Source organism: Micromonospora sp. WMMD975 (assembly GCF_029581215.1).
In the GTDB taxonomy this organism is placed as follows: Bacteria; Actinomycetota; Actinomycetes; order Mycobacteriales; family Micromonosporaceae; genus Micromonospora.
Window position 1 is genome coordinate 2,337,132 of sequence record NZ_CP120739.1, and the last position, 25,966, is coordinate 2,363,097.

At 73.7% G+C, this 25,966-nt stretch carries 32 protein-coding genes; 16 read left to right on the forward strand and 16 right to left on the reverse strand.

Annotated elements, in window-relative coordinates; all coding sequences use genetic code 11:
- Positions 1–36 precede the first annotated feature (36 nt).
- The gene (locus O7613_RS09930; protein WP_282293434.1) at positions 37–2,046 is read left to right on the forward strand and encodes a beta-galactosidase; all 2,010 of its coding nucleotides are present in this window, start codon (positions 37–39) and stop codon (positions 2,044–2,046) included.
- A gap of 13 nt (positions 2,047–2,059) precedes the next feature.
- Here the strand turns inward: O7613_RS09930 and O7613_RS09935 are convergent, their stop codons facing one another.
- Positions 2,060–2,710, reverse strand: coding sequence for a LysE family translocator (locus O7613_RS09935; protein ID WP_282293436.1), 651 nt, complete (start codon positions 2,708–2,710; stop codon positions 2,060–2,062).
- A gap of 100 nt (positions 2,711–2,810) precedes the next feature.
- On the opposite strand from O7613_RS09935, the gene O7613_RS09940 reads away from it, so the two are divergent.
- On the forward strand, positions 2,811–3,359 hold the full coding sequence (locus O7613_RS09940) for a GNAT family N-acetyltransferase (protein WP_282293438.1): 549 nt from the start codon (positions 2,811–2,813) through the stop codon (positions 3,357–3,359).
- Positions 3,360–3,390: 31 nt separating this feature from the next.
- Here O7613_RS09940 and O7613_RS09945 read toward each other — a convergent pair whose 3' ends face one another.
- Complete coding sequence (locus O7613_RS09945; RefSeq protein WP_282293439.1) at positions 3,391–3,576, reverse strand: YkvA family protein; 186 nt, start codon at positions 3,574–3,576, stop codon at positions 3,391–3,393.
- Positions 3,577–3,861: 285 nt separating this feature from the next.
- Here O7613_RS09945 and O7613_RS09950 point away from each other — a divergent pair, with 285 nt between their 5' ends.
- Positions 3,862–4,476 (forward strand): hypothetical protein, encoded by a 615-nt coding sequence (locus O7613_RS09950; RefSeq protein ID WP_282293440.1) that lies wholly within the window; start codon positions 3,862–3,864, stop codon positions 4,474–4,476.
- A gap of 141 nt (positions 4,477–4,617) precedes the next feature.
- Positions 4,618–5,109, forward strand: a complete 492-nt coding sequence (locus O7613_RS09955) for a DUF1992 domain-containing protein (RefSeq protein WP_282293441.1) — start codon at positions 4,618–4,620, stop codon at positions 5,107–5,109.
- Between the two features lie 24 nt (positions 5,110–5,133).
- Here O7613_RS09955 and O7613_RS09960 read toward each other — a convergent pair whose 3' ends face one another.
- On the reverse strand, positions 5,134–5,814 hold the full coding sequence (locus O7613_RS09960) for a TetR/AcrR family transcriptional regulator (protein ID WP_282293443.1): 681 nt from the start codon (positions 5,812–5,814) through the stop codon (positions 5,134–5,136).
- A gap of 61 nt (positions 5,815–5,875) precedes the next feature.
- Here O7613_RS09960 and O7613_RS09965 point away from each other — a divergent pair, with 61 nt between their 5' ends.
- Positions 5,876–6,754, forward strand: a complete 879-nt coding sequence (locus O7613_RS09965) for a 2-dehydropantoate 2-reductase N-terminal domain-containing protein (protein WP_281589402.1) — start codon at positions 5,876–5,878, stop codon at positions 6,752–6,754.
- A 162-nt stretch (positions 6,755–6,916) separates the two neighbouring features.
- On the opposite strand, the gene O7613_RS09970 is transcribed toward O7613_RS09965, so the two are convergent.
- From O7613_RS09970 to O7613_RS09990, 5 genes are all read right to left on the reverse strand, one after another.
- Entirely contained in the window at positions 6,917–7,471 is a 555-nt protein-coding gene (locus tag O7613_RS09970; protein WP_282293444.1) for a hypothetical protein, read from the reverse strand.
- Positions 7,468–8,244, reverse strand: coding sequence for a class I SAM-dependent methyltransferase (locus tag O7613_RS09975; RefSeq protein WP_282293445.1), 777 nt, complete (start codon positions 8,242–8,244; stop codon positions 7,468–7,470). The genes O7613_RS09970 and O7613_RS09975 overlap by 4 nt, the downstream gene beginning before the upstream one ends.
- Positions 8,245–8,263: 19 nt before the next feature.
- Positions 8,264–8,683, reverse strand: a complete 420-nt coding sequence (locus O7613_RS09980) for a nuclear transport factor 2 family protein (protein WP_281589396.1) — start codon at positions 8,681–8,683, stop codon at positions 8,264–8,266.
- 229 nt (positions 8,684–8,912) lie between these two features.
- Positions 8,913–9,371, reverse strand: coding sequence for an HNH endonuclease (locus O7613_RS09985; protein ID WP_282293446.1), 459 nt, complete (start codon positions 9,369–9,371; stop codon positions 8,913–8,915).
- A 135-nt stretch (positions 9,372–9,506) separates the two neighbouring features.
- Entirely contained in the window at positions 9,507–9,815 is a 309-nt protein-coding gene (locus O7613_RS09990; RefSeq protein ID WP_282293447.1) for a hypothetical protein, read from the reverse strand.
- Positions 9,816–10,021: 206 nt separating this feature from the next.
- On the opposite strand from O7613_RS09990, the gene O7613_RS09995 reads away from it, so the two are divergent.
- Complete coding sequence (locus O7613_RS09995; RefSeq protein WP_282293448.1) at positions 10,022–10,852, forward strand: pentapeptide repeat-containing protein; 831 nt, start codon at positions 10,022–10,024, stop codon at positions 10,850–10,852.
- A gap of 41 nt (positions 10,853–10,893) precedes the next feature.
- On the opposite strand, the gene O7613_RS10000 is transcribed toward O7613_RS09995, so the two are convergent.
- Positions 10,894–11,712, reverse strand: a complete 819-nt coding sequence (locus O7613_RS10000) for a TIGR04222 domain-containing membrane protein (protein WP_282293450.1) — start codon at positions 11,710–11,712, stop codon at positions 10,894–10,896.
- 114 nt (positions 11,713–11,826) lie between these two features.
- Between O7613_RS10000 and O7613_RS10005 the strand changes: the two genes are divergently transcribed.
- From O7613_RS10005 to O7613_RS10020, 4 genes are all read left to right on the forward strand, one after another.
- Entirely contained in the window at positions 11,827–12,315 is a 489-nt protein-coding gene (locus O7613_RS10005) for a GNAT family N-acetyltransferase (RefSeq protein WP_282293452.1), read from the forward strand.
- A gap of 91 nt (positions 12,316–12,406) precedes the next feature.
- Positions 12,407–12,973: an isochorismatase family protein gene (locus O7613_RS10010; RefSeq protein ID WP_282293453.1), complete on the forward strand. Its 567-nt coding sequence runs from the start codon at positions 12,407–12,409 to the stop codon at positions 12,971–12,973.
- A 129-nt stretch (positions 12,974–13,102) separates the two neighbouring features.
- Positions 13,103–13,630: a DUF2087 domain-containing protein gene (locus tag O7613_RS10015; protein WP_282293454.1), complete on the forward strand. Its 528-nt coding sequence runs from the start codon at positions 13,103–13,105 to the stop codon at positions 13,628–13,630.
- Positions 13,631–13,779: 149 nt separating this feature from the next.
- A complete protein-coding gene (locus O7613_RS10020) occupies positions 13,780–14,214 on the forward strand; it encodes an Hsp20/alpha crystallin family protein (protein ID WP_281589383.1) in 435 nt (144 codons plus the stop codon).
- Between the two features lie 5 nt (positions 14,215–14,219).
- Here O7613_RS10020 and O7613_RS10025 read toward each other — a convergent pair whose 3' ends face one another.
- Positions 14,220–15,242, reverse strand: coding sequence for a YafY family protein (locus tag O7613_RS10025; RefSeq protein ID WP_282293455.1), 1,023 nt, complete (start codon positions 15,240–15,242; stop codon positions 14,220–14,222).
- Between the two features lie 83 nt (positions 15,243–15,325).
- Here O7613_RS10025 and O7613_RS10030 point away from each other — a divergent pair, with 83 nt between their 5' ends.
- Positions 15,326–16,312 carry a tyrosine-type recombinase/integrase gene (locus O7613_RS10030; RefSeq protein WP_282293456.1) on the forward strand — a complete coding sequence of 329 codons (987 nt, stop codon included), beginning with the start codon at positions 15,326–15,328 and terminating at the stop codon, positions 16,310–16,312.
- Between the two features lie 134 nt (positions 16,313–16,446).
- Here the strand turns inward: O7613_RS10030 and O7613_RS10035 are convergent, their stop codons facing one another.
- Positions 16,447–17,478 carry a hypothetical protein gene (locus tag O7613_RS10035; protein WP_282293457.1) on the reverse strand — a complete coding sequence of 344 codons (1,032 nt, stop codon included), beginning with the start codon at positions 17,476–17,478 and terminating at the stop codon, positions 16,447–16,449.
- A 229-nt stretch (positions 17,479–17,707) separates the two neighbouring features.
- Positions 17,708–18,079 carry a VOC family protein gene (locus O7613_RS10040; protein WP_281589377.1) on the reverse strand — a complete coding sequence of 124 codons (372 nt, stop codon included), beginning with the start codon at positions 18,077–18,079 and terminating at the stop codon, positions 17,708–17,710.
- Positions 18,080–18,202: 123 nt separating this feature from the next.
- Here O7613_RS10040 and O7613_RS10045 point away from each other — a divergent pair, with 123 nt between their 5' ends.
- Positions 18,203–18,661: a hypothetical protein gene (locus O7613_RS10045; protein WP_281589376.1), complete on the forward strand. Its 459-nt coding sequence runs from the start codon at positions 18,203–18,205 to the stop codon at positions 18,659–18,661.
- A 4-nt stretch (positions 18,662–18,665) separates the two neighbouring features.
- Here O7613_RS10045 and O7613_RS10050 read toward each other — a convergent pair whose 3' ends face one another.
- From O7613_RS10050 to O7613_RS10060, 3 genes are all read right to left on the reverse strand, one after another.
- Positions 18,666–19,340, reverse strand: a complete 675-nt coding sequence (locus tag O7613_RS10050; RefSeq protein WP_281590285.1) for a thymidine kinase — start codon at positions 19,338–19,340, stop codon at positions 18,666–18,668.
- A gap of 111 nt (positions 19,341–19,451) precedes the next feature.
- Entirely contained in the window at positions 19,452–20,843 is a 1,392-nt protein-coding gene (locus tag O7613_RS10055) for an MFS transporter (RefSeq protein ID WP_281589374.1), read from the reverse strand.
- A gap of 19 nt (positions 20,844–20,862) precedes the next feature.
- Positions 20,863–21,630: a glycerophosphodiester phosphodiesterase family protein gene (locus tag O7613_RS10060; protein WP_281589372.1), complete on the reverse strand. Its 768-nt coding sequence runs from the start codon at positions 21,628–21,630 to the stop codon at positions 20,863–20,865.
- Positions 21,631–21,717: 87 nt separating this feature from the next.
- On the opposite strand from O7613_RS10060, the gene O7613_RS10065 reads away from it, so the two are divergent.
- Together O7613_RS10065 and O7613_RS10070 are read left to right on the forward strand one after the other, a co-directional pair.
- Positions 21,718–22,188 carry a helix-turn-helix domain-containing protein gene (locus O7613_RS10065; protein ID WP_281589370.1) on the forward strand — a complete coding sequence of 157 codons (471 nt, stop codon included), beginning with the start codon at positions 21,718–21,720 and terminating at the stop codon, positions 22,186–22,188.
- Positions 22,181–22,549, forward strand: a complete 369-nt coding sequence (locus tag O7613_RS10070; RefSeq protein WP_282293459.1) for a DUF4180 domain-containing protein — start codon at positions 22,181–22,183, stop codon at positions 22,547–22,549. The genes O7613_RS10065 and O7613_RS10070 overlap by 8 nt, the downstream gene beginning before the upstream one ends.
- Before the next feature lie 7 nt (positions 22,550–22,556).
- Here O7613_RS10070 and O7613_RS10075 read toward each other — a convergent pair whose 3' ends face one another.
- Positions 22,557–23,327: a lysophospholipid acyltransferase family protein gene (locus tag O7613_RS10075; protein WP_281589366.1), complete on the reverse strand. Its 771-nt coding sequence runs from the start codon at positions 23,325–23,327 to the stop codon at positions 22,557–22,559.
- 149 nt (positions 23,328–23,476) lie between these two features.
- Here O7613_RS10075 and O7613_RS10080 point away from each other — a divergent pair, with 149 nt between their 5' ends.
- Positions 23,477–24,889: a cytochrome ubiquinol oxidase subunit I gene (locus O7613_RS10080; RefSeq protein WP_282293461.1), complete on the forward strand. Its 1,413-nt coding sequence runs from the start codon at positions 23,477–23,479 to the stop codon at positions 24,887–24,889.
- Between the two features lie 13 nt (positions 24,890–24,902).
- Entirely contained in the window at positions 24,903–25,901 is a 999-nt protein-coding gene (gene cydB / locus O7613_RS10085) for a cytochrome d ubiquinol oxidase subunit II (RefSeq protein WP_282293463.1), read from the forward strand.
- The last annotated feature ends 65 nt before the right edge of the window (positions 25,902–25,966 follow it).

Sequence of the window (25,966 nt, forward strand, 5' to 3'; positions counted from 1 at the left end):
TGACTTTCCGCCCCACCTGTTCCTACTTTGGCGCAGATGACAACTAAAGCGCTGTGGAGCGACGGCGGGCTCCGCTACGGCGGCGACTGGAACCCGGAGCAGTGGCCGCCCGAGGTGTGGCGCGACGACGTCGCCCTGATGCGCGCGGCCGGCGTCGACCTGGTCACCGTCGGCGTGTTCGCCTGGTCCCGCCTCGAACCCGCCCCCGGCCGCTACACCCTCGACTGGCTCGACCGGGTGCTGGACCTGCTGCACGACAACGGCATCCGGGCCGCCCTGGCCACGCCCACCGCCTCCCCACCGCCCTGGTTCACCCTCAACCACCCCGGCGCGCTGCCGGTCACCGCCGACGGGGTACGCCTGCACCACGGCAGCCGCGACACCTACTGCGCCGCCGCGCCCGCCTACCGCGCCGCCGCCCGCCGCATCGCCGAGGTGCTCGCCGCCCGGTACGCCCACCACCCCGCGCTGGCGCTGTGGCACGTGCACAACGAGTACGGCACCACCTGCCACTGCCCGCACGTCGAGACCGCGTTCCGCCGCTGGCTCACCGACCGCCACGGCGACCTCGACGCGCTCAACGACGCCTGGGTCACCAGCTTCTGGAGCCAGCACTACTCCGACTGGGCGCAGATCGGCCCGCCCCGCGCCACCCAGTACCTGGGCAACCCCGGCCACCTGCTCGACTTCCGCCGCTTCTGGTCCGACACCCTGCTGTCGGCGTACACCGAACAGCGGGACCTGCTGCGGGCGGCGAACCCGTCGGTGCCGGTGACCACCAACTACGTCCTCGGCGACTGGGTGCCGGTCGACCACGCCCGGTGGGCGCGCGAGGTCGACGTGGTCGCCGTCGACCACTACCCGACGCGGGTCGACCGGGGCGCGGAGGAACAGACCGCGCTCGCCGCCGACCTCGCCCGCGGCTGGGCCCGCCACGGCGCCGGCCGACCCGCGCCGTGGCTGCTGATGGAGAGCGCCCCCAACCAGATCCACACCGCCGGGCGGATGCACACCAAGGAACCCGGCCGGATGACCCGGCACAGCCTCGCCCACGTGGCCCGCGGCTCCGCCGGGGTGATGTTCTTCCAGTGGCGCGCCCCGGCCGGCGGCGCGGAACGGTTCCACTCCGCGGTGGTGTCCCACGCCGGCGCGGACACCCGCGTGTTCCGCGAGGCCAGCGACCTCGGCGCCGCGCTGCGCCGGCTCGAAGGGACCGCGACCGGCCACGTGCAGGCGCGGGTGGCGATCGCGTACGACGCCGCCAGCGGCTGGGCGCTGCGCCACCCCGGGATGCCCCGCGACGGCCTCGACCACCCCGGCGAGGTGGCCGCCGCGCACCGGACGCTGTGGCACGCCGGCATCACCGCCGACCTGGTGATGCCGGGCGACCCGCTCGACGGGCACCGGCTGCTCGTGCTCCCCGCCCTCTACCTGGCCTCCGACGCCACCGCCGACTGGGTACGCCGGCACGTCCACGCCGGCGGGCACCTGCTCGTCACCTGGCTCAGCGGCGTCGCCGACGAACACGCCCGGATCCGCCTCGGCGGCTACCCCGGCGCCTACCGGGACCTGCTCGGCGTGCGGGTGGAGGAGTTCCACCCCCTCGCCGACGACGAACGGGTGCCGTTGACCAGCGGCGGGATCGGCCGGATCTGGTCCGAGACGGTGCACCTGGCCGGCGCCGAGACGGTCACCGCGTACATCGGCGGGGTGCTCGACGGCCGCCCCGCGGTCACCCGCCACCGGATCGGCGCCGCCCGCACCTGGTACGTCTCCACCCGACCCGACGACGACACGTACCGCCGGCTGCTCGTCGACGCGGCCCGGCTCGCCGGCGTCGTCCCGACCTGCCCGGCGGCCCCGCCGGGCGTCGAGGCGGTCCGCCGCCGCGACGGCGACCGGAGCTGGCTGTTCCTGCTCAACCACACCGACCGGCCGCAGCGGGTGCCGGCCACCGGACACGAACTGCTCACCGACGAGCCGGTCGACGACGCGGTCACCGTGCCGCCCGGCGGCGTGGCGGTGCTGCGCGAACCGCCCGGCTGACCCGCGTACCGCCTCAGGGCGTGGCGACGGCGGCGCGGGAGCGGTCGGCGGCGATCCGCACCGCGAGCCCGGCCAGCACGGTGCCCATCACGTACCGCTGCAGGCGCGCCCAGCCCGGCCGGCGGGTGAGGAACGTCGACACCGCGCCGGCGCTGAGCACGATCACCGCGTTCACGGTCAACGCGATGCCGATCTGGGTCGCCCCGAGCAGCAGGCTCTGCACCGCCACGTGCCCGCGCGCCGGATCGACGAACTGCGGCAGCAGTGACACGTACAGGATGGCGATCTTCGGGTTCAGCAGGTTCGTCACCAGACCCATGGTGAACAGGCGCCGGGGCCCGTCCGGCGGCAGCGGCAGCGGCGTGAACGCCGACCGGCCGCCCGGGCGCAGCGTCCGCCACGCCAGCCAGAGCAGGTATGCCGCACCGGCCAGCTTCACCGCCGTGTAGAGCGGCGGGACCAGCACGAACACGGTGGCGATGCCGGCCACCGCGGCGGCCAGGTAGACCAGGAAACCGACCGCCACCCCCAGCAGCGACACCAGACCGGCCCGCCGCCCCTGGGTGACCGAGCGGGACACCAGATAGACCATGTTCGGCCCGGGTGTGAGCACCAGACCGAGCGCCACCAGGGCGATCCCCATCACCGCACCGAACGTGACCACGCCGCCTCCCGCCGTAGACCCTGCCCGGACCCTACGCCGCCCACCGCCGCCGGGAGGTCCGGGCTCGCGGCCGGGGCGGGTGACGCGCGACACTCGACAGATGCCCGTCGTGCTGTCCGCCGCCGCCACCCCGACCGCGCCCGGTCTGCTGCTGCGACCGTGGCGTGACGGCGACGCCGAGGCGTTGCTGGAGGCGTACCGGGATCCGGTGCTGCGCGCCTGGACCCGGTGGCCGGTGACGACCCGCGCCGACGCGCGGGCGTTCCTGCGCCGCGCCCGGCAGGGCTGGGCCGCCGACCGCCGGTTCAGCTTCGCCGTGCTGGAACCCGAGCCGGCGGGGGAGCGGCTGGTGGCGTGCGTGCTGCTCAAGGAGGTCCGACCCGGGTGCCCGGCCGCCGAGATCGGCTACTGGACCGCCGCCCCGGCTCGCGGGCGCGGCGTCGCGCCCCGCGCGGTCGACGCGGTCACCGGGTGGGCGTTCACCCGGTTCGCCGCCGCCGGCCTGACCCGGATGGAGCTGTTCCACCAGGTCGACAACCCGGCCTCCTGCCGGGTGGCGGAAAAGAGCGGGTACGCCTTCGCCGAGGTGCTGCCGGCCCGCCCGCCGTTCCCCCGCGACGGCCACCGGCACGTACGCCGACTGCCCTGAACCGACGCCGGCGACGTGCCCCGGCGTCGCGTCACCGGCGACGTGCCCCGGCGTCGCCGAGCAGGCGCAGCAGCAGCCGAGGCTCACCCGGCCACGCGTCGAGCAGCACCTGCCGGGGCACCTGCCGCCCGGCGTAGCGCAGGGCGAGGGCGACCACGACGACGTCGTCAAGCGGGCCGATCACCGGCAGGAACTCCGGGATCAGCCAGTCCCGCACGCCACCGCCCTTCTCTCGCCCGCCGGCACACTACGTGCATCCGGCCGGGTTCCGCCTTGATCGTGACGCGCCGGTGCACCTGCACCATCAGCCAGCAGGCAGGTCCCGCGTCAGCTGCATGGCCGCACGGTAGTGGACCGCTGTCCGACGGCACCGCCTGCCAATCCCCACGATCCCTCCGTCAGCGCATACTTGTCGTCCCACCCGAGCGCGGCGGCATGGGCCGCGCCGCGCGAGCGGGAACACCCGTGACGCGTCTACGAACGGTGCGAGGAGGCCTCCAGCATGGCGCAGGTTCCCGAACCGTCAGATCACGGCCGGACCGGTGCGGCATGGGGCACCACGCCGATGTCCCAAGAGATCTACGGCTGGCTCGGGACGAGATTCGCCGTGCTGGAAGCGCCACGCCACCGCGCTCACATGGTCGGCCAGCGCAGCGAGAGGACCCACATCGACACGCACGGCGTCGCGCGTGACCTGGGATGCGCCCGACCAGTCGAGGTCCGCGTCGGCCACGAACTCCACGACGACACGAGCGTCGACGTCACCACCGTCCGAGACGCCACCGGAGGCTCGGTCGTGCATCACCTCTGGGCGACGCTGATCAACTACCAACTGGCCCTCGCCGGGCGTCGAGGCGCACCACCGTGGGGTGGCGGCCCACCGCCACCGCAATTCATCGACCGGCTCGACACCAACAATCCGCCCGAGCCCACCGGCACCCACGCCCTGACCATTGACGGCAAGCGCGGACCGGCATGGCTCTACCTCGCGTGCCCCGACATGTCCAGCGAAACCCCGCTGGCCGCATGCGGCGGCCACATCGACGACTCCCTGGTCATCGTCACGGGACCGCGCGACACCGTACTGGCCGCACAACTACGCATGTTGCCGGAGTGAGAACGGCTCGCCATCACTCGCTGAGCCGAAGCCGACGCACTGCCGAGACCTCTTTCGGCCTTACCGGCGCGTCACGACATCCGGACCATGATCGGTCTCCCGACCACGGTTCGATCGATCCTCCCGCGCCGGATACGGTGTATGCGGGAGGTGACGGCGGTGACGTACGGCTGGGAGGCCGCGGTCGAGGCGCAGATCCGCTCGGCCCAGGAGCGTGGGGAGTTCGACAACCTGCCGGGCGCCGGCAAGCCGATCCCGGGCCGGGACATGCCCTACGACGAGGGCTGGTGGATCCGCGGTTTCATGGAGCGGGAGCAGATCCCGTCGGACCTGATGCTGCCCACCCCGCTGCAACTGCGCCGGCGCATCGAGCAGCTTCCCGACGAGGTGCGGGACCTGACCACCGAGGAGGCGGTCCGGTCGTACGTGGCGGTGCTCAACGCCGAGGTGGTGGCCTGGCTGCGCGCCCCCACCGGCCCGCGCGTGGTGGTCCGCCCGGTCGACGTCGACGAGGTGGTACGCCGCTGGCGGGCCGACCGGCAGCGCGCCGTCCCGGCCACGGCCGTCGAACCGGTGCCGCACGTCGCCCGTCCGGCGCGGACCCGGCGGCGGTGGCGCTGGTGGCGCCGCTGAAACCCGCCCCGGTTCACCGCATCGTCATGGCCTCCGGTCACACGGTCCGGCCGCCGACCGCGGCCGTCCCGAGACGTCAGGTCCGGTCGGTGGCGCGCTCATCGCCGCGGTCAGGAACGTGATCGCCCAGTTCCGGGCGGCCTGGCCCGTTTCCGGGGGGAGGCTGGCCGGAGGATCCTGGTGGTAGACCCCGACGCGGTCCACGGCGGTCACGGCGAGGATCCCCCGCATCCGGAACCACAGCTCTTCCTGGGGGAGGCCGGGCAGGGCGCGCTCGAAGGCCGCCACGAAACGGTCGCGGACCGTGTCCGCGGCCGGGCCGGTCCAGTTGCGCACCTCCTCGGCGGGATCGCTGAGGATCATCACGATCAGCCGGGACGTCCGGGCACCGCCCTCGTCGCCGGCCCGCATCCGGTCGAACAGCGGCCCCGCGAACGCCTCCACCAGGTCGGCGACGGGCGGGTCCGGGGTCTCGGCGAGCACCCGGTCGAGGCCGGCGGCCTGCGCGGCGGTGATCGGCTCGATCACCCGGCGGGCGACCGCGGCCAGGAGTTCCGCCTTCGAACCGAAGTGGTACCCGATGGCGGCCAGGTTCGCTCCGGCGCGGTCGGTGATCGCGCGGATCGAGGCACCACGGTAGCCGTGCTCGGCGAACAGGTGCTCGGCCGCGTCGAGGATCTGGGTGCGGGTATCGGATGACCCCATGAGCAGCTACTCTACAGACGTACGATTTAAACGGACGTATGAATGACTGGGTGGGATGGACATGAAACTGCTGGTGTACGGCGCCGGGGTCTGCGGCAGCCTGCTCGCCGCCCACCTGCACGAGGCCGGGCACGACGTGTCGCTCCTGGCCCGGGGTGAGCGCCTGGCCGCCCTGCGCCGGCACGGCGTGCGGCTCGCCGAGCAGACCAGCCCGACCGTCCGGCGGGTGCCGGTGCCGGTGGTCGAGCACCCGGACGGTGCGTACGACCTGATCGTCGTCGTCGTCCGCGCGCATCAGGTGGACGCGGTGCTGGAGTCACTCGCCGGCCTCGAAGGCGACGTGCTGTTCCTGGTCAACTGGGCAGCCGGCGCGGCGCCGCTGGGCGCGGTGATCGGCCACGAGCGGGTGCTGCTCGGCTTCCCCACCGCCGGCGGCACGATGGACGGTGACGTGGTCCGCTACCGCGCGCCCACCTTCCTGAACCGCCTGGCCCCGATGCCGATCGGCGAACCCGACGGCCGCGCCACCCCACGGCTGGAACGGATCGCGCGGGCGTTCCGCGCCGCCGGCATCAACGTCAAGGTCGAGCCGCGGATGGACGCCTGGCTCACCACGCATGCCGCGTTCGCGACGCCGCTCGGGCAGGCGGTGTACGCGGCGGGCGGTCCGGTGGCGCTGGCCGACGATCCGGACGCGATCCGCCACATGATCGGCCTCATCCGGCAGAACCTGGCCGCCATGCCGAGCCCGCCGGTCCCGCGCGGATTCGGTGCGTTGCGGACGCTGCCGGAAGGGCTGCTCGTGGCCGTGCTGCGGCGTTTCCTGCGCAGCTCGGCGGCGCTGCACAGCGGGCTCAGCAACACCGCGCCCGCCGAGGCGGCCGAACTCGCGCGGACGGCCGAACAGCTACGAGCCGCCGCAAAGGTGGGAAGGCGGTAGACGCTCCGCCTGCGCCGGGACGGAGCCTGCCGGGGACCGGCCGCCCGGTCTGACGACCGGAGAGCGATCGCGAACCGGGCCCCGCGCGGGCGTCGCATCGTGGCCAGACGGTCGGGCCACGTCGCGGACACTCTTCGTCCGCAGCCGGTGGCGTTGGGGGCGTCAGCCGATCGCGGCTCGCCAGGTCCACGACGTTCTGCGGGGCCGCTCGCCCAGCGCGGCCCGGCCGGTCAGCCAGAGCAGCACCGACGCCGGGTCGCCGGCCGGCGCGTCGGGAAAGAGCCGCCGCACCACCCCGGCGCACAGCCCGGCCGGCATCGACCAGCCCAGGTCAAGGCCGGCGGCCACGTCGTGGGTGTGCAGCAGGGTCTCGGCCACGCCCATCGCGGCGAAGCCGCCCGGATCGCAGGGACCCCAGTGCCAGGCCCGATCCGTCGGGTCGGCGCTGTCCACCAGGGCGGCCAGCATCCCGGCGGCGGCGGTCGCCACGGCCAGCACGTCGGCCGGTCGCGCGTCGGGGCGTACGCGCAGGTCGAACGGGAGATACGCGTCGCCGGGACGACCGGCGTACCCGGCCAGGTCGTGCGCGACGTGCGCGGCGGTGGTCCAGCACGACCAGTCCAGGTCGCCTGCGCGTACCGTCCAGTCCCGGTCGGTGACCGGCCCCAGCGCGGCGGTCATCGCGGCGGCGGCGCGGCGGACGTCCGTGCCGTTCACCGGCGCCGCACGCGCAGCACGCAGGTCAGCATCGGGAGGGTGAACTCGCCGTCGGCGGTTTCCGGCCGGCTGGCCAGGAACGCGCGGATCCGGCCGAGCGTGCGCTGCCGTTCGCCTGCCGGCATGACCAGCATGCCGGCCCGCGTGGCGAGCGTCGCCACCAGGGAATCGGCGGTACGGCGCTGCCCGTGCGGGAACTCGGCCTGCTCCGGCGCGTCGAACCGAGCGGGTTCGCCGTTTATCGGCAGGTGCATCCGCGCCGTCTCGACCCGCCAACCGACCGGCGTGTCGCGGGGGCCGACGGCGGCGCTGCCGCTGACCTCGGCCAGCCCGGCGACCCAGTCGACCCGGTCGTCCAGGACGTTCCACAGCCCGGCCAGGACGCCGCCGGGCGCGAGGACCCGGGCGATCTCGGGACCGGCCACGGTCATGTCGAACCAGTGCATGGCGTTGCCGGCGACCACGGCGTCGACGGAGCCGTCGGGCAGCGGGATCGCCTCGGCGCTGCCGGGCAGCGCGCGGACGCCGGGCAGCGCGCGGCGCAGCTCGGCCAGCATCGCCGGGTCCGGCTCGACCGCGGTGGCGTCGACGCCGACCGCGTTGAGCGTGGCGGTGAGCTTGCCGGTGCCCGCGCCGAGGTCGAGCACCCGGCGGCCGGGCGCGGTGTCGAGCGCCCAGCGCACCGCGGCCTGCGCGTAGTCCGGGCGGTGCTCGGCGTACGCGGTCGCCGCCGCGCCGAACGACGAGGAGTGCCGGAGCTCATGCTGTTCCATCGTGTTCCTCTCGTGCGCCTCAGCGCTCGCCCGCGCCCCCGGCCAGCGCAGCCATCAGGGGCAGCGGGTTGATGTAGTCGCGGTACGACACGACCTGGCCGTCCCGGACCCGGAACACCGCGATCACCGTCTGCTCGAACGGCGCGCCGGTCGCGACGACGGTGCCCACCGCCTCGTACTCCACGACGACCACCTCGGGGTCGGTGGTCTCGTGCGTCACCACGTCGCGGTGCTCGTCGAAGGTGATGAGCGTCCCGGCCGTCTCGGTCAGGTGCCGGCGGATCTCCGCGCGCCCCCGCACCCGCCCGGGCACACCCGCGGGTCGGAACGGCCACTCGATGTATCCGTCCGGGGCCATGGACGCCACGAACGCCTCGACGTCCTGCTCGCGGCCCGCGCGCAGGACCCGTTCGACGACCTCCCGCGACGACGCTGCCATCGATGCCTCCTTCGTGGATGCGGTAGACGGGTCAACCGTAGTGCCGGTCGCGGCCCGGCGGGGTGCCCGAGCCTTCGCATTGATTTAGCGAATTACCGCTAATGAAAATCTGCTAAATCACCGCCACGAAAGCCGCAAATCGCACGCACACCATAATGACAGTTCTTGTGCGTAAGGAATCAGGGTGGTGTATTCGGTCGCGCAGCCCGCGATCGGTCCCGCCGTGAACTCAGGGCCGGTAGCCGGCCTTCGCGGCGGCGACCTCGGCGGCACGCCGCTCGCGCCATCGCCGCTGGGCGTCGCTGTTGCAGCGGCGGCACACCCTCCGGAGCCGCCCGGTGGCCGGGTCGAGCTCCCGGTCGTGCCCGTTACGGCACGTCGACGGCTGCCGACGCTCCCGACAGTTGTCGGCGTGACTGAGCTGGCGCAGGTGGGTCGGCTCGATGCAGTCGGGGACGCCGCAGTCGTGACGTACCTCGAGATCGGGCCGGTAGCCACCCACGAAGACCGCGTACGCGGCGACGTGCGCCCAGGCCCGACCGGCAAGCTTCTGGTGGACGCCGCGCTGGCTGCCGTAGCCACGCACGACGAGGCAGCCGCTTGGTAGTCGCTGCGACCGCGCCAGCAGATAGGCCCTCAGCGACTCCTCGGTGAAGTGGCGGGACAGCCCGGTCACCTGAGACAGCATCCGGTGAGCATAGGCAGCGCCATCTCGCCGAGGTGGCGGCATCGGTGCGAGCGGGACACCTCCACCTCGGCGAGGTGGCGTCGATCATGCGCCCCGGTGGAGCCAACCCCGGCCGGAGCGGCTCGACCGACGCGGTCAGCCCTGCGTGCGGTCGTCGATCTCGGTGCCCGACTCGCCGGGCCGGGCACCGATCGCCTCCTCGGCGGCCCGGCCGCCGGTGCTCTCGTCACCCTGCCGCAGGGAGCTGCGGGGCAGCCCCGCCAGGTGCGCCGGGTCCTCGATCGGCTGGTCGGGCCAGTCGTCCTGGGTGCCGTCGGCCAGCCCGGCCCGGCGCAACACCTCGACCAGGTCGTCGTGCGACAGGCGCTCGGCATCCGAAATCCCGGCGCCACGCGCCATCGATCGCAGCGTCTTCAGGTCTTCGCTCGCGAATGTCTCGGCCATGCCGGAGCCTTCCCGGCGCCCAAGACAAGGAAACCTACCCCGGCCGGCCGTACGCTTTCGTTCCGCGGTGGGTGGTCCTGCGCCGAAACGAGCCCGATGGGGGAGACGCGCGGGCTCGACCCTCTGGTCGAATGGTGACCATGCCGCCAGCACGTCCCGGTCGTATGCGCCCAGGACCGTGGCCCGGCCGACTACGTCGCGTCCGAGTGTCCGCCGCCGACCCGCCTCGCCGCGACCTGGCCGCCTGGACGGGGGTCGCCACCGCCCTCGTCGCCGCCCTCGGCGCACTGGTCTTCAACGGCATCTCCGCCGTCTCTACCAACCGGCAGACCGAACAGGCCCGGCAGGGCCAATTGACCGACCGCTACGCCAAGTCGGTGGAGCAGCTCGGCGGCGCCTCGGCCGAGGTGCGCCTCGGTGGCATCTATGCGCTTGAACGCCTGATGCGGGACTCACCCGCGGACCAGCCCACGATCGTCGAGGTCCTCGCCGCCTTCATCCGGGACAACGCCAACCGGCGGACCGTCACCGGCGCTGTCCCGACCGCTTCCGCCGGGGCGGACCCGCGCTCCGCCTACCGGCACCGGGAGGAGGACATCCTGGCGGCGATCGCGGTCCTCGGTCGGCGTGACACCCGGCACGACACCGCCCGACAGCGCGTCGACCTGTCGTTCACCAGCTTCGCCGGACTGAACCTCACCGGCGTACGCCTCGCCCGCACGACCCTCACCGGCGCCGACTTCCGCGGCGCGGTTCTCAGCGGCGCCGATCTCGACTACTCCATCCTGGCCGGAGCGGACCTGCGCGAGGTCAGCATGCGGATCACCTCCCTGCACTGCGCCGCGTTGACCAACGCGAACCTGACCGGCGCGGATCTCACCGGCGCCGACCTGTCCGGCGCGCGGCTCGACCTGGCGCGCCTGGACAACGTGAACCTGGACGGCGCGACGCTGCCCGCGGCGGCGGACCTCGACCTGTCCGTGGCCAGGGGAACTCCCGATCCGAGCGGGAGCGCGACGGCGCCCTGGCAGTGCTGACCGGGGCAACGACCACCGGTGCGCCGTCCTCGGCGGCCCGCTCACCGGCGGGCGGGTTTGCGCTCCGGGCGGGGACGGCCGCGCTCCGGGTCGACGCCGACCTGGACGGCGAAGGCCGGATCGACGGCGAGCAGCGGCCGGGGGCCGAACAGCGCCATCGCGGTCAGCAACGCGTCGGTGTCCCGGCCGGCCCAGGTGGGACGGCGTTCGGGGTCCAGGTCGGCGTGCTCACGGCGTAGCCGGCGCAACAGCCGGCGGGCGGCGGCGCCGGTTTCCGGCACCTCGGTCAGCCACCAGCCACCGAGCGCGGTGGCGAGGCAGCACAGCAGCAGCCCGGCGACCGAGGCCGGACCACCGGCGGTCCGGCCTTCGACGGCGCTCTCCAGCAGCCGGGTCACGCCGACCGCGGCGACCAGGAACAGGGGCACGGTGCCCAGGGCGACCCGCCGCCGCTGGGCGCGGGTGAGCAGCCAGCCGTCGCGGACCAGCCGGCCGACCATCCGGCGCAGCGCCCGGCCGACGTCGGGGTCGGCGAGGACCGCGGCCCAGGTCTGCGGGCGGCGCAGCGCGGTGTGCAGGGCGCGGACCAGGGCGGCCGGCCGGGGCGGCGGTGGGCCCTCGGCGTGGAGGGTGGCGAGGTCACCGACGCTCACCCCGCCGGCGCGGCGCAGCGCGGCCACGCCGACCTGGCAGGCCAGTAGCGCCCGGTCGGTGAGGTACGCCAACTCGACCTGGTCGGGTGTCGCGCCACGGGTCCGGCGGCCGGTCGACTCGCGTACCGCCAGGGCGACCGCGACGGCCACGGCGACCGCGCCCAGGTAGTCGAGGAGGAAGAGCGGCCCGCTGACACCCCAGAGCATGGCGACAAGTATGGCCCGCGGTTTTCGGGGGGCGGGACGGCCCGCGGTGTCGCCGGCCCGGATGACCGGAAAAGCGGTGGCGGGGCGTACCGGGCCGGCGCTAGCGTGCCGGCGATGCGCATCCGCGACTGCACCGACGCCGACTGGCGGCACATCTGGCCGATCGTCGAGGACGTCATCACCGCCGGCGACACCTTCGTCTACGACCCGGCGTGGCCGGCCGAGGTGGCGCGCAAGGTGTGGATGGAACGCCCGCCGGGGCGTACCTCGGTGGCGGTGGACGACGACGGCACGGTGCTCGGCACCGCGAAGATGGGCCCCAACCGGCCCGGGCCGGGGTCGCACGTGGCGACGGCGAGCTTCATGGTCTCCGCCGCCGCCCGCGGCCGGGGCGTCGGCCGGGCGCTGTGCGAGGACGCGCTGGACTGGACCCGCCGGGCGGGTTTCGCCGCGATGCAGTTCAACGCCGTGGCGGAGACCAACACCGCGGCCGTGGCGCTCTACCTGCGGTTGGGGTTCACCGTGATCGGCACCGTGCCGGAGTCGTTCGCCCACCCGACGCGCGGTCGGGTGGGACTGCACGTCATGCACCGGTTCCTGTGACCGGCCCCGGCGAGCGCGTCGGAGCCGGCCGGGAAGTGTCGGGGGCTCCGGTTAGGTTCGCCCGGACGACAGCCGCCGAAGGAGCCTCGCGATGACCACGCTCACCGACCGTCCGCACACCGCACTGGTGGTCATCGACGTGCAGAACGGCGTGGTGGGCGACGCCCACGACCGCGACCGGGTGGTCGCCAACATCGCCGCCCTGGTCGACCGGGCCCGCGTCGCCGGCGTGCCGGTCGTCTGGGTGCAGCACCGCGCCGAGCATCTGCCCGCCGACAGCGAGCCGTGGCAGATCGTGCCGGAGTTGACGCGCCGCGACGGCGAGCCGCTGGTGCACAAGACCTACGGCGACTCGTTCGAGGGCACCGACCTGGAGCAGGTGCTCGCCGCCGCGCGCGTGGGTCGGCTGATCGTGACCGGTGCACAGACCGACGCCTGCGTCCGTTCGACGTTGCACGGGGCGTTCACCCGGGGTTACGACGTCACCCTGGTCGCCGACGCGCACACCACCGAGGACCTGTCCGCCTACGGCGCACCGCCGCCGGCGCAGGTCATCGCGCACACCAACCTCTACTGGGGTTTCCAGAGCGCCCCGGGTCGCACCGCCGGCACGGTCGACACCGCCGACGTCGACTTCGACGCCACCGTCCCGGCCTGACCCCGCCACGGTCCCGGCCTGAGCCCGCCACGGTCCCGGCCTGAGCCCGCCACCGTCCGGGCCTGGCCGCCGGGCGCCCGGACGGAAAACGCCTGGCCGTCTCCGGGGGCCGGTGGCAGGCTGCCGGTCATGACCGCTCAAGCTCTGGCGGGGGCGCTCGCCGACGAGCGTCGCCGCGTCGCGTTCGCCGCGATCGCGCTCGGCGCCCGGGACGTGCCCGACGTGGTGGCCCGCACCGGCCTGTCCGCCCGCGACGCCGCCACCGCCGTGCGTCGGCTCACCGACGCGGGCGTGCTGGTCGACGACGCCCCCGGGCTGCGGGTCGACGGTGACCGGTTGCGCGAGTTCGCCCGGGCCGGCGCGGCGGCGCCGGCGGCACCGGCGGCCGACCCGCGCGAGACGATCCTGCGCACGTTCCTGCGCGACGGCGCGCTGACCCGGTTGCCGGCGCAGCGCGGGCGCCGCCGGGTGCTGCTGGAACACATCACCGCGCGCAGCTTCGAGGTGGGGCGGCGCTACCCGGAGCGGGCGGTGGACGACGTGTTGCGTCCCTGGTGCGCCGGCGGCGAGGCCGATCACGTGACGCTGCGCCGCTACCTGATCGACGACATGCTGCTCAGCCGCGAGCACGGTGTCTACTGGCGGACCGGTCCGTGACCGGCCACCGCCCTCGCCGCGGCGGGAAGGCCGCCGCGGGATCGACGGCTTGACGGCGTGGCGACGCCGCGCTAAAACAGAAACCGGAAGTTGAGTCACCTCGACTCAACACGAGACCTTGGATCAGGAGAACCGAGGAGGCAAGGGCCATGTTGATGCGTACCGACCCGTTCCGTGAGATCGACCGGATCGCCGAGCAGTTCTTCGGCACCACCGCCCGCCCGGCCGTGATGCACCTGGACGCCTACCGCGACGGCGACCACTTCTACGCCGCCTTCGACCTTCCCGGCGTCGATCCGGACAGCATCGACTGCACCGTCGAACGCAACGTGCTGACCGTCCGCGCCGAGCGACGCCGCCCCACCGGCGACAAGGTCGAGCTGGTCGCCGCCGAGCGGCCGATGGGCACGTTCACCCGGCAGCTGTTCCTGGGCGACACGCTGGACACCGACCGGCTGGAGGCCGGCTACGACAACGGCGTGCTGACGCTGCGCATCCCGATCGCCGAGCGCGCCAAGCCGCGGCGCATCACGGTCACCGCGCCCGCCGAGAGCAACGGCCACCGGCAGCTCACCACCGCGTGAGCGCCTCACGCCGACGCGGGGGACGCCGGAGCGCCGGCCGCCCCCGCGCCGGCGTCGGCCGGATAGAGCCGGGTCAGCGCCCGCGCGGTCGCGGTGAACCGGTCGCGCAGTTCCGCCGGGGCCAGCACCTCCACCTCGGCGCCGAGCTTGAGCAGCTCGGCGTGGGCGTGACGCACCGACTCGATCGGCACGGTGGTCTCCAACCAGCCGTCCGGTCCGGGTTCGCCGGCCGCCGTCCGCGCCGCCCGGCTCATCTCCGGCGGGAAGACGTACGGCATGAACTCCAGCGCGGCGGCGGTGAGCCGGATCCGCGCCTGGTCGCGGTAGACGTCGCGTTCGTACCGGGCGGTCCACTCCCGCCAGTAGGCGGCCAGGTCGAACCCGTCCGGCCGCTCGTACCGCTCGTCGGTGACCGCCGCGTCGAGCACCGCGCCGACCCGGTAGGTGCGCAGCTGATCCGCGCACCGGGCGACCAGATACCACCGTCCGGCTTTGAGTACCACGCCCAGCGGGGCGACCAGCCGGGTGACCTCCCGTGGGGCGCGCCAGCGCCGGTAGCGCAGCCGCACCCACCGGTCGTCCCACACCGCGCCGGCGAGCGTGGCCAGGTGCGGGGTGGCCTCCGGGTGACGGAACCAGCCGGGTGCGTCCAGGTGGAACCGCTGCCGGATCCGGCCGCTGCGGTCGGCCAGGTCGTCCGGTAGCGCCGCGCGCATTTTCAACTCGGCGGCGGCCACCACGGACGCCAGGCCCAGTTCCGCGGCGGGGCCGGGCAGTCCGGTGAGGAACAGCGCCTCGGCCTCCGGGCCGGTGAGCCCGGTGAGGCGGGTCCGGTAGCCCTCCACCAGTCGGTAGCCGCCGGCCGGGCCGCGGTCGGCGTACACCGGGACGCCGGCGGCGCCGAGGGACTCGACGTCGCGGTAGACGGTCCGCACCGACACCTCCAGGGCGTCGGCGAGTTCCTGGGCGGTCATCCGCCCCCGGGTCTGCAGGAGCAGCAGGAGGGAGACCAGCCGGCTGGCGCGCATCCGGTGACGGTAACCCGTGCCGGGAATCCGGTCGGCGGCGCGCCTCGTCGCGAAACGCGCCGCCGACTGAGAACCTTTCTCACATGCTGCGTCCCGAGGTGCTTCCCCGCGCGCGTCCTGCCCTGCCCGGTGGCCCGGCCGACTTCACCGAGGCGTGGCTGCGCAACCGCCGCCTGTCCGAGCACACCCGCGACGCGTACCGGCGGGACGTCACCGGTTGGTTGCGCTGGTGCGCCGAGCGCGGGTTGGAGCCGCTGCGGGTCACCTTCCTCGACGTCAACGCGTACGGCCGGGACCTGGAGTCCACCCCGAGCGGGCGGGACGGCCGCCCGCTCACCCCGGCCACCGTGGCCCGCCGGCTGTCCGCGCTGTCGAGCTGGTACGACTTCCTGGTGAAGCTGGGGGCGGTGCCGGCCAACCCGGTCGCCGCCGCCGACCGGCCCCGGGTCGACCGGGACCACTCCGCCACCGTCGGGCTGAGCCCGGACGAGGTCGACGCGCTGCTCGCCGCCGCCGAGGCCGACACCGGCCCGACCGCCGCCCGGAACCGGGCCGTCGTCGCGCTCCTGGCCGACCTGGGGCTGCGGGTCGGCGAGTTGGTCTCGCTGAACCTGGCCGACCTGGGCGCGGAGCGCGGGCACCGCAGCGTCCGTTTCGTCGGCAAGGGCGGCAAGGTACGCCGCCGCGCGCTCACCCCGGGCACCGCGTACGCGCTCGACGCCTACCTGGCCGACCGGGCCGCCGCCCATGGTGTGACGGTGCCGGAGCTGACCGGTCCGCTGCTGGTCACCGCCTCCGGCGGGCGGCTGGACCGGCACGCCGTGTTCCGGCTGGTGCGCCGCCTCGCGCAGACCGCCGGGATCGCCGCCTGGGCGCGGTTGTCGCCGCACTCGCTGCGGCACGCGTTCGCCACCACGGCCCGCTCCGAGGGGGTGCCGCTGGAGGACGTGCAGGACGCGATGGGCCACGCCGATCCACGCACCACCCGCCGCTACGACCGGGACCGGCACAACCTGGACCGGGACCCGGCGTACGCGATCTGGGCGGCCCGGGCCCGCCGACGCGGCTGAGCGTCGAACCCGGCCGTAGTTCGGGTCGCGGTCGCCCGCGGTCCGCTGCGCTGAACCCTCAGACTGACACCGGGGCGGCGGAGGGCCGCCGCCCCGGTGCTCCGGTCAGCCGGGATCCCGTTCCGGCCGGGCGGTCAGAAGTTCTTCGTGAAGTCGTACAGCACCAGCGCGGTGTCGTCGAAGTACGGTGACGCCACCCAGGTCGCCCGGTCGGCCCGGCTGTTGATGCCGTTGACCAGACCCCACTGCCCGTCGTAGTTGATCAGCCAGGAGCCGCCGCTCGCCCCGCCGGTGAAGTTGCACGGGGTGATCTTGATGGTCTGCGTCCACACCGCCGGGTTCTCCTGCACGGAGCTCGCGGCGCACTGCTTGAGCCGGCGGCCGTTGAACGGCGCCTCCGCCGGGTAGCCGAACGCGTTCATGAACTGGTTCACGCCGGCGTTGACCCACAGACCCTGCGCGCCGTACCGGTTGATGTGCTGGCCGCCCTGCGTGCCCATGACAGCCACGGCCATGTCCTCGGCGAAGTTCGAGTCGTTGATCCACGCCGTCATGGTCCACAGCCCCGTCGCGGTCCAGGTGCCGAGCGGACGCGGGTTGGCCGCATCGCCGTTGTACGCCGGGACGAAGGTCCAGTTCGAGGCCAGGGTGCCGCCCCGGCCGCCGTGGATGCAGTGGCCGGCGGTCCAGACCTCGTTGCCGGCGGCCGTGTTCACGATCGTGCCCGAGCAGACGTAGTTCTTGCCGTCCATGGTGAAGAAGACCTTGCCGGCCGTGAACGCGGTCGGGTGGCTGGTCGGCAGGTTGGGGTCGGTCGCCTGGGTCGTCATACCCCCGGTGGTGGCGCCGCGAGCGGGCGGGACGATCAGCTCCTGGCCGCTGTTGCGCGGCGCGGGCGCGGACTTGAGGCCGGCCTGCGGCACCGTCAGGGCGCGCCGGTACTGCTCGGACTCCTCGACCGGGCGCGCGGCGCGCATCCGCGCCGGGGTCCAGTACGCGGCCAGCACCGCGTCGCGCGACAGCCGCTGTCCCGCCGCCGCCTCGGCGGCCCGGGTCGCGTCAGCGGTGACCGTCGGGGTGAAGCCGGTGATCCCGGCGGCGGCGCCGGGCGCGTCGGCCACCGCGTCGCGTTCGGCCGCGTCGGCTCCCGGCCCGACGACCAGCACGGGCACCACGATTGAGGCGATCGCCAGGGCCCGAAGGGCCCGTCGTGATCCGGTCGACCAAACCTTCATCTGTGCGGTCCTCCCTTTGCGGCGCCACCTGTCGCAGCGCCTCTGCGTACCGTGACCCTGGGCCCTGCGCACGTTCGGGAGGGCCGATCATGGACACGGCTGGACAGGGTTGGACACGCCTGGACGGCAGCGCCGGCGGGCCGCGGCCCGCCGCGCCGGATCAGTCCTTGCGGCGGGGGCACAGGCAGAACGGCTGCCCGATCGGGTCGAGCAGCACGGTCCAGCCCACGCCGCCCGGCTGGAACTCGGGTCGCGTCGCGCCGACGGCCAGCAGGTCCTTCTCGGCCAGCGCCACGTCGTCGACGACGAGGTCGAGGTGGTAGCGCTTGGCGCCGGTCTCGTCCGGCCAGACCGGGGGTGTCCAGCCGGGCACCAGGCCGAAACCGATCGAGGTGCCGCCGGAGACGATCATGGCGTACTCGGCCTGGCTGTGGGTGATCTCCCAGCCGAGGGCGTGGGCGTAGAAGGCGGCGTGCGCGGCCGGGTCGGAGCTGTCCAGGTTGACCATCGCGAGGTCGGCGTGTGTCGTCATGGCGGGCAGTCTGCCGACCCTACCTGCCATCTCCTGTCAGGTACGTCCGGCGGATCGGGGCGGAGGGGCGGGCCGGGCGCAACCGGCTGCGGGCCGCCCACCGGTTGCCTACCGTCGGTGGTGATGGGCAGGGAGCAGGTGTGGCACCGACCGGCCCGGCGTCGCCAGCCGCTGCGCGCCGGTGCGCTGGCCGCCGGCCTCGGGCTGGGCACCTGCCTGATCGGCGTGGCCGGCCTCGCGGTGTGGAACGCGCAGGTGGTGTTGCAGGCCGGCGGGCCGGTGCGGGAGACCGCGGACGGGTTCTTCCGCGACGTCGCGGCCGGCGACACCGACCGGGCGTACGGGCGGCTGTGCCGCGACGCGCGTAGCCGGTGGAGCCGGGCCGGGTTCGGCAGTTGGGTGCGGACCCCGCCGCTGGTCAGCGGCTACGAGATCGTCGACGTGTCGGTGACGACCCGCGCCGGCCGGCCGCGCGCCACGGTGGTGGTGCGGCTCAACCGCGACGGCGGCGGCAGCGAGGAACGCGAGTTGCCGGTGGTGTCGGAGGACGGGACGTGGCGGGTGTGCGGGGACCCGTTCTAGCGGCTCAGGCGCGGGGGCCGAGGTCGCCGGAGCGGTAGTGCCGCCGGCACAGCACCTGGTAGCGCACGTCCGCGGTGTCGACGGTGTCGCCGATGACGACCTGCGCGCCTTCGCGGACCACCCGGCCCTGCACCACCCGGGCGTTGAGCAGGCCCTCCCGGCCGCACCAGCACAGCACCTCGACCTGGATGCGGGCCACCTCGTCGGCCAGTTCGAACAGTCGCTGCGCGGCCGGGAAGAGGCAGGAGCGGAAGTCGGTGGCCAGGCCGAAGGCGTAGACGTCGACGTCGAACCTGTCGACCAGTTCGGCCATCTGCTCGATGTGCTCCAGGTCGTAGAAGGACGCCTCGTCGCAGATCAGGTAGTCCACGCGTACCCCCTCGGCCCAGGCGGCGCGGACCAGGTCGCGCAGGTCGAGGCCGTCGGTGACCTCGATGGCCTCGTGGGCCAGGCCGATGCGGGTGGTGACCTGCGGGCCCAGCGACCGGTCGATGCGGGTGGTTACCAGGCCCCGGCGGCCCTGCCGGGCGTGGTTGTAGTTCATCTGCAACGCCATGGTGGACTTGCCGCAGTCCATCGGCCCCCAGAAGAACTTCAGCGCGGCGGCGTGCAACGGCCGGCCGTCGACGCCGCGGGCGGCGGCGCAGCCGCCGGCGCGGTCGTCGCCGGGCCCCGGCAGGGGGCGGGCCAGGCAGGTCGGGGCGGCAGCGGCGTCGTCGGTCACGTCGGGGCAGCCTAGCCGATCGACGCCGCTGCATCCGGTCCGCGATGATCCACCGCGGGGTGCGTCTCAGAGCACCCGGGGCGGGGTGTTGCCGGCGGCGACGATGGCCCGGCGCATCGGCACGGCGGCCAGCAGCGCGAAGCCGACCACGAAGAAGATCAGCAGGGAGACCAGGCCGACCCGGTAGGACGAGGTCAGCTGGAAGACCAGGCCGAACGCGAGTGGGCCGAGCCAGCTCGTGCCCTTGTCGCTGATCTCGTAGAAGCCGTAGTACTCGCCTTCCTTGCCGGCGGGGATGAGCTGGCTGAACAGCGACCGGCTCAGCGCCTGGCTGCCGCCGAGGACCAGGCCGATGCAGCCGCCGAGGATCATGAACGGCACCGGGGCCTCGGCGGGCAGCCGGAACGCGGCGATGATCACGCCGGTCCAGAGCACCAGCGACAGCAGCACGGTCTTCCAGGCGCCGATGCGCTTGGCCAGGGCACCCAGGGCGAGCGCGCCGCCGAAGGCGAGGAACTGCACCAGCAGGATGGTCACGATCAGCGTGCCCTGTTCCAGCCGCAGCTCCTCGGTGCCGTACTGGCTGGCCAGGGTGATGACGGTCTGGATGCCGTCGTTGAAGACCAGGAAGGCGAGCAGGAAGAACAGCGTCAGCGGGTACGTCTTGATCTCGCGCAGGGTGTGCCCGAGTTGCCGGAACCCGTCGGTGAGCACCCCACCGCCGCCGTGGCGGGCGGCGGCGGTGGGGTGTTCACGCAGCCAGCGCAGCGGCAGCAGGGTGAACGCGGCCCACCACACGCCGGCCGACACGATCGACCAGCGGGCCAGGTCGAGGGTGCGCTGCGCGTTGCCGTCCTCGCTGAGCATCGTGACCGCGACCAGGTTGAGCGCGAGCAGCACCCCGCCGCCGAGGTAGCCGATGGCCCAGCCGCGGCTGGAGATGCCGTCGCGGTCGTCCGGGCCGCCGAGCTGCGGCAGGAACGAGTTGTAGACCACCACGGCGGCGCCGAAGGAGATGTTCGCGACCAGGAACAACGCGCCGCCGAGCAGGTAACGCTCGCCGGTGACGAACGCGAACGCGATGGTCGCCCCGGCGCCGGTGAACGCGGCGGCGGCGAGCAGCCGCTTCTTGTGCGCCGACCGGTCGGCGATCGCGCCGACCACGGGCAGCACGAACACGGTGAGGAAGACCGACAGCGAGATCAGGTACGGGTAGTAGGAGCCGGCGGCGACGCGGATGCCCAGCGGGTGCACCACGCCGTCGCACCTGTCGGCGCCCAGCTCGCAGCCGGCGGCCAGTTCGGTGACGGTGGTCAGGAACGGCCCGAGGAAGACCGTGATGACGGTGGTCTGGAACGCGGAGTTCGCCCAGTCGTAGAAGTACCAGCCGGTGCGTTCGCGGCGGGTGCTGCCCGGTGGGGCGGGGTCGACGACGACGGGGGTGACCGGATCGGCCATCGGGGCGGTCCTCGGGGGCTCAGGCGGCCCAGTGGCCGCGACTGCGGTAGACGTCGCGGAGCACGCCGACGTGATCGGTCATGATGCCATCCACCCCGAGGTCAAGTAAGTGGTGCATCTGGGTGGGTTCGTCGATCGTCCAGACGTGCACCTGCAACCCGATCCGGTGGCAGTAGGCGATCAACCGCCGGTCGACCACCGGGATCCGCCCGTAGGAGACCGGCACCTGGGCGGCGACCACGGACGGCGGCAGCCGCAGCGCCCGCCCGTGCAGGGACGCCATCCGCAGCCGGGCCACGCCGCGCATGCCGAGGCCGGTGGCGACCGTCGGCCCGGCCAGCGCGCGCAGCCGGGTCAGCCGGGCGTCGCTGAACGAGGCCAGCAGCACCCGGTCGCCGGCGCCGGCGCGCTCGACCGCGGCGACGGTGGGTTCCACCCCGCCGTCGGCCTTGACGTCGACGTTGAACCGGACCTGCGGCCAGGCGCCGAGGACGTCGTCGAGGCGGGGCACCACGGCGGCGCCGCCGACGCGTACCGAGGCGAGGTCGGCGAAGCGCAGGTCGGCGATGCGGCCGTTCTCGCCGGTGACCCGGCGCAGCGTCGGGTCGTGGAACACCACGGGCACTCCGTCTGCGGTGGCGTGCACGTCGGTCTCGACGTACCGGTAGCCCAGGGCGACCGCGCGGGCGAACGCGGCGGCGGTGTTCTCGTCGCCGTCGGCGGCACCCCCGCGGTGGGCGAAGGCCAGCGGCGCGGGCGCGTCGAGATAGCCGTGACGAGGCTGCACGCCGGCAGTATGCCGGCCGGAGATGACGCCCGGATGGCCGGCCGACGAAATTCCCTATCGTTCCCTGTTCCGCTATCTTAGGGTGCGATGGGTAACGACATGTACTCGGTGGAGCAGGTCGCGGCGCTGCTCGGGCTGCACGTGCGCACCGTGCGCGGCTACATCCGCGCCGGCCGGCTGCGCGCGGTGCGCATCGGCAAGCAGTACCGGATCGCCCGCGCCGACCTGGACGCGCTGACCGGCCGGCCGGCGACAGCCACGCCTTCGGCGGCGGAGGTGTCGAGCATCGTCGCGCTCGACGGCGTCGACCGGGCCGCCGCCGACCGCCTGGCCACGCTGGTGCTGGCCGGCGTCAACACCCACCCCGACCCGGACCGTCCACTGCGGGTGCAGACCGTGCACGACGAGGAGCGTCAGCGTATGAAGTTGGTGATCCTGGGCGATCTGGCCGCCACCGCCGACCTGCTGCGCCTGCTCGACGCGGTGCTCGACGGCGACAACGGCCTGCTCGACGGCGGCCACGGCCCGCGCACGGGGGAGGAGGCCGACCGTGGCTGACGAGCTGGTCGAGCGCGCCGGGGTCACGGTGCTGCTCTGCGACCCGGCCGGCCCGCCGATCGCCACCGAGGCCGACGCGCTGGACCTGATCGGCGCGGCGTTCGCCGGCGCGAGCGTGGTGGCGGTGCCGGCGCAGCGGCTCGACCCGCGCTTCTTCGCGCTGGGCACCCGCTTCGCCGGGGAGGTCATGCAGAAGTTCGTCACCTACCGGCTGCGCCTGGCGGTGGTCGGTGACATCTCCGCGCACCTGGCCGAAAGCGGCGCGCTGCGGGCACTCGTCGCCGAGTCCAACCGGCACGACCAGGTGTGGTTCGTGCCGGACCTGGCCGCCCTCGACGACCGGCTGCGCGCCGCCGGCTGAGCCCGGTTCAGCCCGCGCGGTGGCGGCGGTGCGCGCGGCTGGGGTCGCTCGGTCGGCCGGGGTCGACGTGCCGGGGCAGGTCGGGCTCGTGCGGGCGCAGCGGGACCAGGTCTTCGGTGATCGCGTCGATGATCCGGTCGGTGGCGTGGCGGGCCGCGCCCGGCGCGTCGTGGCGCAGGTCGGCCAGGGCCACCGGGGCGCCGAAGTGCACTCTGATGACCGGCCGGCGGCGCAGCGCGCGGGCCAGGCCGCGCAGCATCCCCTTCGGGGCGCGGTAGGGCAGCACCTCGTGCGAGCCCCACTGGGCGACCGGGACGACGGCGGCGCCGCTGGCGAAAGCGAGCCGGGCCGCGCCGGTCTTGCCCCGTTCGGGCCACATGCCGGGGTCGAGCCCGATGCGGCCCTCGGGGTAGACGAGCACCACCGAGCCGCCGGCCACCGCCTCGGCGGCGACCTCCAGCGAGCGGTGCACGGCGGTGGTGCCGCGGTCGACGCGGATGTGCCCGGCGCGGCGCATCAGCGGCCCGATCACCGGGGCCCGGAACAGCCCGGCGGTGGCCATGATGCGCGGCGCGACGCGCCGGACCCGGCAGGCGGCGGCGAGCACCACCGGGTCGAACGGGCTGATGTGGTTGGCCGCCAGGATCAGCGGCCCGCGCCGCAGCTCCTCGGGCACGTCGCCGGTGACCTCGAGCCGGCCGATCAGCGCGACGAGGGCGCGGGCGAGCGTCTGCGCGCCGCGCCACAGCAGCGGCGCGCGCCAGGGGGAGGTGTCCATCAGTGGTGGATGGTCGCACGACGGGCCCTGCGGCAAGGTGATCAGGGTCATTGGTCCCGGGTCGGTTCGGGCCGGGTGGCCCTCACCTTTTCTCTACGACGGCGAGTAGTATTTACTACGTCTCGTAGTAAGAAGGCTGGGGGTTTCAGGTGGACGCGTTGGACGTCGCCCGCTGGCAGTTCGGTGTCACCACCGTCTACCACTTCCTGTTCGTGCCGCTGACCATCGGCCTGTCCGTGCTCGTCGCCATCCTCCAGACGATGTGGCACCGCACCGGCAACGAGCGCTACCTCAAGCTCACCAGGTTCTACGGCAAACTGTTCCTGATCAACTTCGCGATGGGCGTGGTCACCGGCATCGTGCAGGAGTTCCAGTTCGGCATGAACTGGAGCGACTACTCCCGCTTCGTCGGCGACATCTTCGGCGCGCCCCTGGCCATCGAGGCGCTCGTCGCGTTCTTCCTGGAGTCCACGTTCATCGGCCTGTGGATCTTCGGCTGGGACCGGCTGCCCAAGCGACTGCACCTCGCCGCGATCTGGGCCGCCGCGATCGGCACCAACCTGTCGGCCTACTTCATCCTCGCCGCGAACTCGTTCATGCAGAACCCGGTCGGCTTCCGGATCAACCCCGACAGCGGACGCGCCGAACTCACCGACTTCCCCGCCGTGCTCACCAACAAGGTCGCCCTGATCACCTTCCCGCACACCCTCGCCGGGTCGTTCCTGGTCGCCGGGTCCCTCGTGGTCACCGTCGGACTGTGGCACGTGATGCGCAACCGCGACAGCGCCGACACCGGCGCCTACCGCTTCGCCACGAAGTTCGGCTCCTGGGTGGTGCTGGTCTCCTCGGCGCTCGTGGTGCTCACCGGCGACATCCAAGGCAAAATCATGACCGAGGTGCAGCCGATGAAGATGGCCGCCGCCGAGGGCCTCTACACCACCGAGAGCCCCGCCTCGTTCTCCGTGCTCACCGTCGGCAGCCTCGACGGCAGCCGCGAGATCCTCGCCGTCAAGATCCCGTACCTGCTGTCGTTCCTCGGCACCGGCGACCCGCACGGCACCGTGCAGGGCATCAACGACCTCCAGGCCCAGTACGCCAGCCAGTACGGCCCCGGCACCTACGCCCCGATCATCCCGGTCACCTACTGGAGCTTCCGCTTCATGATCGGCTTCGGCCTGGCCGCCGCCGCGATCGCCCTGCTGGTCCTCTGGAGCCAACGCCGGGGCCGCACCCCGACCAACCGGTGGCTGCTGCGCGCCGGCCTGGTCATGCCGGTGCTGCCGCTGCTCGCCAACTCCTTCGGCTGGATCTTCACCGAGATGGGCCGCCAACCCTGGATCGTCTTCGGCGAGATGCTCACCCGCAACGGCGTGTCCCGCAGCGTCTCCCTGACCGAGGTGCTCACCTCCTTCACCGCCTTCACCCTCATCTACGCCACCCTCGCGGTGATCGAGTTCAAGCTGCTCGTCCGCTACGCCCGCGCCGGCGTACCCGACGTCACCGACCAACCCACCGACGACGACACCGACGACGCGCAGCGCCCGCTCGCGTTCGCCTACTGACCCGGAGCCCACCGTGGAACTGACCACCGTCTGGTTTCTCCTCGTCGCCGTGCTCTTCACCGGCTACTTCATCCTCGAAGGCTTCGACTTCGGCGTCGGGATGCTGCTGCCCGTGCTCGGCCGCGACGACCGGCAACGCCGCGTCCTGATCAACACCATCGGCCCGGTCTGGGACGGCAACGAGGTCTGGCTGATCACCGCTGGCGGCGCCATGTTCGCCGCCTTCCCCGAGTGGTACGCCACCCTGTTCTCCGGCTTCTACCTGCCGCTGCTGCTCATCCTCCTCGCCCTGATCGCCCGCGGCGTCGCCTTCGAATACCGGCACAAGCGCCCCGAGGCGGCCTGGAAACGCCGCTGGGACCGGGCCATCTTCTGGGGCTCGGCGGTGCCGGCAGTGCTGTGGGGCGTCGCGTTCGCCAACATCTTCCGCGGCGTACCCCTTGCCGCCGACCACGAGTACGCCGGCGGCCTGCTCGACCTGCTGCACCCGTACGCGCTGCTCGGCGGCCTGACCACCCTCGGCCTGTTCGGAACCCACGGCGCGGTGTTCCTCGCGCTCAAGACCACCGGCGACATCCGCCACCGCGCCGGCGCCCTCGCCGTCAAGCTCGGCGCCGGCACCGCCGTCGCCGCGGTGGCGTTCCTCGGCTGGTCACTGACCATCCGCGCCAGCGCCGCCGCCGTCGTGCTCGCCGCCGGCGCCGCCCTCGCCCTGCTCGGCGGCCTGGCCGCGGCGAGGGTACGCCGGGAGGGCTGGGCGTTCACCGGCACCGCGGTGGCCATCGCCCTGGCCGTGGCGACGCTGTTCGCCGCCCTGTTCCCGAACGTGCTGCCGTCCACGCTCAACCCGGCCGGCACGCTGACGGCCACCAACGCCGCGTCCACCCCCTACACCCTGAAGATCATGACGTGGGTGGCGGTGGTGTTCACCCCGATCGTGCTGGCCTACCAGGGCTGGACGTACTGGGTGTTCCGCAGGCGGATCGGCGTGGCCAACATCCCGCAGCACTGAGCGTCACCGCCGCCCGCGGGGCTCCGACCCCCGCGGGCGGCGGCTATGCTTCCCGCCGACCACGA

Excerpts from the sequence above, each read along its gene's own strand:
- O7613_RS10015 (WP_282293454.1), top strand. The coding sequence starts at position 13,103 with ATGACCGCTCAAGCTCTGGCGGGGGCGCTCGCCGACGAGCGTCGCCGC.
- O7613_RS10020 (WP_281589383.1), top strand. The coding sequence starts at position 13,780 with ATGTTGATGCGTACCGACCCGTTCCGTGAGATCGACCGGATCGCCGAG.
- O7613_RS10025 (WP_282293455.1), bottom strand. The coding sequence starts at position 15,242 with ATGCGCGCCAGCCGGCTGGTCTCCCTCCTGCTGCTCCTGCAGACCCGG.
- O7613_RS09955 (WP_282293441.1), top strand. The coding sequence starts at position 4,618 with ATGCGGGAGGTGACGGCGGTGACGTACGGCTGGGAGGCCGCGGTCGAG.
- O7613_RS09975 (WP_282293445.1), bottom strand. The coding sequence starts at position 8,244 with ATGGAACAGCATGAGCTCCGGCACTCCTCGTCGTTCGGCGCGGCGGCG.
- O7613_RS10005 (WP_282293452.1), top strand. The coding sequence starts at position 11,827 with ATGCGCATCCGCGACTGCACCGACGCCGACTGGCGGCACATCTGGCCG.
- O7613_RS10045 (WP_281589376.1), top strand. The coding sequence starts at position 18,203 with ATGGGCAGGGAGCAGGTGTGGCACCGACCGGCCCGGCGTCGCCAGCCG.
- O7613_RS10000 (WP_282293450.1), bottom strand. The coding sequence starts at position 11,712 with ATGCTCTGGGGTGTCAGCGGGCCGCTCTTCCTCCTCGACTACCTGGGC.
- O7613_RS10040 (WP_281589377.1), bottom strand. The coding sequence starts at position 18,079 with ATGACGACACACGCCGACCTCGCGATGGTCAACCTGGACAGCTCCGAC.
- O7613_RS10065 (WP_281589370.1), top strand. The coding sequence starts at position 21,718 with ATGGGTAACGACATGTACTCGGTGGAGCAGGTCGCGGCGCTGCTCGGG.
- O7613_RS09930 (WP_282293434.1), top strand. The coding sequence starts at position 37 with ATGACAACTAAAGCGCTGTGGAGCGACGGCGGGCTCCGCTACGGCGGC.
- O7613_RS09960 (WP_282293443.1), bottom strand. The coding sequence starts at position 5,814 with ATGGGGTCATCCGATACCCGCACCCAGATCCTCGACGCGGCCGAGCAC.
- O7613_RS09950 (WP_282293440.1), top strand. The coding sequence starts at position 3,862 with ATGGCGCAGGTTCCCGAACCGTCAGATCACGGCCGGACCGGTGCGGCA.
- O7613_RS09985 (WP_282293446.1), bottom strand. The coding sequence starts at position 9,371 with ATGCTGTCTCAGGTGACCGGGCTGTCCCGCCACTTCACCGAGGAGTCG.
- O7613_RS10055 (WP_281589374.1), bottom strand. The coding sequence starts at position 20,843 with ATGGCCGATCCGGTCACCCCCGTCGTCGTCGACCCCGCCCCACCGGGC.
- O7613_RS09990 (WP_282293447.1), bottom strand. The coding sequence starts at position 9,815 with ATGGCCGAGACATTCGCGAGCGAAGACCTGAAGACGCTGCGATCGATG.
- O7613_RS09965 (WP_281589402.1), top strand. The coding sequence starts at position 5,876 with ATGAAACTGCTGGTGTACGGCGCCGGGGTCTGCGGCAGCCTGCTCGCC.
- O7613_RS10010 (WP_282293453.1), top strand. The coding sequence starts at position 12,407 with ATGACCACGCTCACCGACCGTCCGCACACCGCACTGGTGGTCATCGAC.
- O7613_RS09980 (WP_281589396.1), bottom strand. The coding sequence starts at position 8,683 with ATGGCAGCGTCGTCGCGGGAGGTCGTCGAACGGGTCCTGCGCGCGGGC.
- O7613_RS10075 (WP_281589366.1), bottom strand. The coding sequence starts at position 23,327 with ATGGACACCTCCCCCTGGCGCGCGCCGCTGCTGTGGCGCGGCGCGCAG.
- O7613_RS10030 (WP_282293456.1), top strand. The coding sequence starts at position 15,326 with ATGCTGCGTCCCGAGGTGCTTCCCCGCGCGCGTCCTGCCCTGCCCGGT.
- O7613_RS09940 (WP_282293438.1), top strand. The coding sequence starts at position 2,811 with ATGCCCGTCGTGCTGTCCGCCGCCGCCACCCCGACCGCGCCCGGTCTG.